Source organism: Collinsella sp. CLA-AA-H167 (assembly GCF_040095305.1).
In the GTDB taxonomy this organism is placed as follows: domain Bacteria; phylum Actinomycetota; class Coriobacteriia; order Coriobacteriales; family Coriobacteriaceae; genus Collinsella.
The window spans coordinates 1-5,067 of record NZ_JBBNGA010000022.1 but is presented as its reverse complement, the minus strand read 5'-3'; the positions used below and the strand labels follow the sequence as shown (position 1 = coordinate 5,067).

Sequence of the window (5,067 nt, the reverse complement as noted above, 5' to 3'; positions counted from 1 at the left end):
CCATCGCGGGCCGGGGGATTCCGGCCCCTCTGGGGTTGCCTACCCGGATTCGCGCCTCAGGACTCAGCGCAACGCGTTGCGCTGAGTCCTGAGGCTGTTGCAGTGAACATGAGAATCAAGGAAAAGTCTGTTTGGACGATATTCGTGAACAAACGAACGTTTATGCCCGGGTGCGCCGTGGTAAAATCTCAGGCGTTATCGGAGCAACCTTACAGGAGGTTTCTTTTATGCTCGTCAACGCAGCAGACATGCTCAAGAAGGCCGAGGCCGGCAAGTACGGTCTCGGTGCCTTCAACACCAACAACCTCGAGTGGACCCTGGCTATTCTCCAGGCCGCCGAGGAGGCCAAGTCTCCGCTGATCCTTCAGTGCACCGCTGGTGCCGCTAAGTGGATGGGCGGTTTCAAGGTCTGCGCCGACATGGTCAAGGCTGCCGTCGAGGCCACGGGCGTTACCGTTCCCGTCGCCCTTCACCTCGATCACGGTTCTTACGAGGACTGCTTCAAGTGCATCGAGGCCGGCTTCACGTCCATCATGTATGACGGCTCTCACGAGGAGACCTTCCAGCTTAACCTCGACCGCACCAAGGAGCTCGTTGAGCTTGCCCACTCCAAGGGCATGTCCATCGAGGCCGAGGTCGGCGGCATCGGCGGCACCGAGGACGGCGTGACCTCCAGCGGCGAGCTCGCTGATCCTGCTGAGTGCAAGCAGATCGCTGACCTGGGCGTCGACTTCCTCGCCTGCGGCATCGGCAACATCCACGGCGTGTATCCCGCCGACTGGGCTGGCCTTTCCTTCGAGCGTCTGGGCGAGATCAAGGCTCAGACCGGTGACCTGCCCCTCGTTCTGCACGGTGGTACCGGCATCCCCGAGGATCAGATCAAGAAGGCCATCTCCCTGGGCATCTCCAAGATCAACGTCAACACCGACCTGCAGCTCGTCTTCGCCAAGGGCGTCCGCGAGTACATCGAGGCTGGCAAGGATCAGCAGGGCAAGGGCTTCGACCCCCGCAAGCTCCTCAAGCCTGGTCGCGACAACATCGTTGCCCGCACCAAGGAGCTCATGGAGGAGTTTGGCTCCGTCAACAAGGCGTAAGCGTCGTTAAACTTCCCGCCGGAAGCCCCGTCCCCCTACACTGTTTCCTTTGCGCTCACCTGGCTTTGCCAGAAGTCGCGCCAAGGAAACAGTTCCGGGGGACGGGGCTTCCTTCGTTTAACGCCGCAGGGTTGCGGGGCCGAATAAATTGTCCTGGCTTCGCCAGAAGTCGCGCGATGGAATCAGCTCCGGGGAAACGGGGCCTCCTTTGTTGACTCGCTACAGGGTTACGGGGCTGAGATAATTTAATAGGTACCGTTTATCGGCTTGTGTGGCTCCTTAGTTGGGGCTTTGTTTTTATGTCGGTACAATGGGCTCAGGTTGTCGTCTTACGTGGGAGTGGTTATGGCTGTTATTGATATGTTGCCTGCTGACGGGAAGGTTGTTGCCGAGGGTCCCGTTGGTTGCCCTGTTGAGGTTTGCGACGATGATTTTCGTCATCTCGATATTGGATTGCCGCCCGAGATCCTTCGTCTCAAGGATGCTGGATATCTGACGCAGGCCGTTGCGGCTTGCGACCGTCTTTTGGAGCAGAATCCGGATCCCTCGTTGGCTGCCTGCGTTCGTGCCGAGCGGTATCGCATGCTCGAGACGCCGCTTCATTTTTCGGTGTCGCGTGATCGGGCCATTGCGATGATTCGCGAGGAGTGGCCTGAGTTTACCGAAGAGCAGTTCGATGACCTGATTAATCGTAAGCGTATTGACTGGCGCTTTATCGATGGCGTGGTGTTTGTTCTCGACAACTTCCTCGATTCGCTTCGCGTGTACCCCAAGGAAGTTCCGGGCCTGCGTCCCGATTCTACGGACGGCATAGCGCTGCGTAACCAGATGCTCAGGGAGATGGAGTCGCAGGGCGGGCTGTCTCGCGCCATCACGCTTAAGGCATGCGAATCTGTCCCCGGTGCTTTGGAGGGGGAGACCGTTCGCGCGTGGCTTCCCGTTGCCGCCGCCTGCCGCCAGCAGTCCCAGGTCGAGATACTTGATATGACGTCGGAGGGGGCCATTGCCCCTGCGAACGCCTCGGCTCGTACTGCCTCTTGGACATCTTCGACTGAACATTCATTCTCGGTGACCTATCGCTATCACATCGATTCCGCCTATTGCGATATCTATGGTGGCGCGCTCCCATCGCATGCGTGCATGGACACGCCGCTGCCTGAGGACACTTCCGAGGACCGTCCGCACATTGTGTTTACGCCGTACCTGCGACAGTCGACGGAGCGTGTTATTGACGGGCTCGATGATCCGCTCGATCGTGCTCGTGCTATCTATGATTACCTGACACAGCATGTCGACTATCGCTATCAGCCACCGTACCTGCTTTTGGGATCTATTGCCGATGACTGTGCGCACTCGCTCCGCGGCGATTGCGGCATTATGGCGCTCACGTTTATCACCATGTGCCGCATCGCGGGCGTTCCTGCCCGTTGGCAGAGCGGCCTGTATGTTGCGCCCGATTCGGTGGGGCCGCACGATTGGGCTGAGTTCTATACTCCACAGACCGGTTGGCTTAACGCCGACGTATCGTTTGGTTCCTCGGCACGCAGGATGGGGGAGGAGTGGCGTCGTCGTCACTACTTTGGCAATCTCGACCCGTGGCGCATGGTGGCCAATAATCGATTCCAGGCTGAATTTGTGCCTGCTTTCGACGGCATGCGCGAGGACCCTTACGATAACCAGATGGGTGAGGCTTCGGTCGACGGTCGCGGATGCCGTCGGCGCGAGATGCTCCGCTCGGTCGAACTCATCGAAATGCTTGAAGTTCCATTTTCGGACTAATCAACAGAAAGCTGTGATAAACTAACTCACGCATTACGTGCCCGAGTGGCGGAATTGGCAGACGCAGTGGACTCAAAATCCACCGTTGGCAACAACGTGCGAGTTCGAGTCTCGCCTCGGGCACCATACATGCAAGTGAGCGTTCAAGGGGGTTGCGGCCCCCTTTTTCGTGCCGAACTCGCGTGAGCGCGCGAAGCGTTAAGCAAACAGGCCTGTGGCCTGTTTGTAGCGGAGCGTGGCGAGGGCGCCACGCGCCCGAAGCCCGGGGCTTCGCGAAGCGAAGGCCCTTCGAGTCTCGCCTCGGGCACCATACATGCGAGTGAGCGTTCAAGGGGGTCAAGGCCCCCTTTTTCGTGTACGTAATGTGATAACGCGCGGTACGTGTTATTATTCGCAAGGCGTTGTTCCCGCAATGCCCTAAAGAGGAACCCGAGGGCTCCCACCTTTTGGCGCCAATGAGCAGCTGACTGGTCATACAACTTAGATTCCCTTCCTCATATTGAGGATGTCTATGTGTACGACCTGGTTGCAAAGAAGCGCCGGGTTATTTTTTATGAATGGAGGTAGGGAAAATAGCTAAGTCTGATGACACCCGCATCAACGACGAGATCACTGCATCTTCGTGCCGTTTGATTGGCGTCGATGGCTCTCAGCTCGGCCTGTTCGCCATCCGCGATGCCCAGCGCGTCGCCGACGATCAGGGTCTCGACCTGGTCGAGATCGCTCCCAACGCGGAGCCACCGGTCTGCAAGGTCATGGACTACGGTAAGTTCAAGTACCAGCAGGCCATGAAGGCCAAGGCCGCTCGTAAGAACCAGTCCAAGGTCGAGGTCAAGGAAATGAAGTTCCGACCCAAGATTGACGTTGGCGATTACGAGACCAAGAAGGGCCACGTTCTGCGTTTCCTCAAGAAGGGCGCACGCGTTAAGATCACCATCATGTTCCGCGGCCGTGAGATGGCTCACCCGGAGCAGGGTCTTAACGTTCTCGAGCGTCTCGCCGAGGATCTCAAGCCTTACGCTACGGTCGAGTCCAAGCCTAAGATGGAAGGCCGTAACATGCTTATGCTGCTCGCCCCGATTAAGGGCGCCTTCGATGAGGATAAAGTGGCAAGCGATACCAAGTAACTAGTGTTCTGTAACCGATTAAGGAGTATTTCATGCCTAAGATGAAGTCCCACAGCGGCACCAAGAAGCGTTTCCGCAAGACTGGTACCGGCAAGCTTATGCGCGCCAAGGCTTTCAAGAGCCACATCCTGAGCAAGAAGTCCACCAAGCGCAAGCGTGGCTTCCGTCAGGAGACCGAGATCGCCGCTGCCGACCGTAAGGTCATCAAGTCGCGTCTCGCCTAAGTTCGCGTTCCCGTTTTTCGTTTTACCGTCTAGGAGTTGATAGAACATGGCACGTATTAAGCGCGCTGTTGCCGCCAAGAAGAAGCGCCGTACCGTTATGCACCGTGCGAAGGGTTACTACGGTGCCGCTTCGCGTACTTACAAGCATGCTAAAGAGCAGGTCCAGCACTCCCTGCAGTATCAGTATCGTGATCGCCGCAACAAGAAGCGCGAGATCCGTTCTCTCTGGATCACCCGTATCAACGCCGCCGCTCGCCTGAACGACATTTCTTACTCTCAGTTCATGCACGGCCTGAAGGTTGCCGGTATCGAGCTCGACCGCAAGGTCCTGGCTCAGATGGCTTACGAGGACATCGAGTCCTTCAACGAGCTGGCTACCATCGCCAAGAAGGCTCTCGAGGCCTAATAGATTCTCTTGAATCGCTAGGGGAGTGTCGCGTTGTGCGCGGCGCTCCCTCTTTTTATCTGAAGCGCGGTTTACATTGCTAAAAGCGCGGGTAGATAGACACTTACAGGTGACCGATCTCTATATATTTCTAAACCAAAGGGTCATCATCTGATACGTGCGGAAGATCCGCACCAGTCTTTCTATTAGCTATAGAAAGCGATATGTTGTGTAGGACTTGTGAAGAGTGGAATTGACGACCCACAGGGCTTCGCGGTCTGGCAATATATCTCCTTGCCGCGCGGCCCGGTCGGACCGGATCAGCCGCCAGGCGTGCACCTTGAGAACCGGATACTGCGAGGATGGACACATTCAGTGTCGCATCCGGGCAGACATCGAACCATTTGAAATGGTCTAACTTGGATTTGTTTTTCGCAAGGCCGCCGAGAGGCGGCCCC

Annotated in this window: 5 protein-coding genes and 1 tRNA gene; all 6 read left to right on the top strand. The window is 57.2% G+C overall.

The genetic code is table 11. From position 1 onward, the window contains the following. Positions 1–227 precede the first annotated feature (227 nt). Positions 228–1,094, top strand: a complete 867-nt coding sequence (gene fba, locus AAAT03_RS09810; protein ID WP_035137086.1) for a class II fructose-1,6-bisphosphate aldolase — start codon at positions 228–230, stop codon at positions 1,092–1,094. Positions 1,095–1,439: 345 nt separating this feature from the next. Further along, positions 1,440–2,873: a transglutaminase-like domain-containing protein gene (locus AAAT03_RS09805; protein WP_349103224.1), complete on the top strand. Its 1,434-nt coding sequence runs from the start codon at positions 1,440–1,442 to the stop codon at positions 2,871–2,873. Between the two features lie 39 nt (positions 2,874–2,912). Next, positions 2,913–2,999: transfer RNA gene (locus tag AAAT03_RS09800), tRNA-Leu, on the top strand. 431 nt (positions 3,000–3,430) lie between these two features. Beyond that, positions 3,431–4,000: a translation initiation factor IF-3 gene (infC, locus tag AAAT03_RS09795; RefSeq protein WP_349103223.1), complete on the top strand. Its 570-nt coding sequence runs from the start codon at positions 3,431–3,433 to the stop codon at positions 3,998–4,000. A gap of 32 nt (positions 4,001–4,032) precedes the next feature. Continuing rightward, entirely contained in the window at positions 4,033–4,224 is a 192-nt protein-coding gene (gene rpmI / locus AAAT03_RS09790) for a 50S ribosomal protein L35 (protein ID WP_006234422.1), read from the top strand. 46 nt (positions 4,225–4,270) lie between these two features. Next, on the top strand, positions 4,271–4,630 hold the full coding sequence (gene rplT, locus AAAT03_RS09785) for a 50S ribosomal protein L20 (protein WP_006234421.1): 360 nt from the start codon (positions 4,271–4,273) through the stop codon (positions 4,628–4,630). The last annotated feature ends 437 nt before the right edge of the window (positions 4,631–5,067 follow it).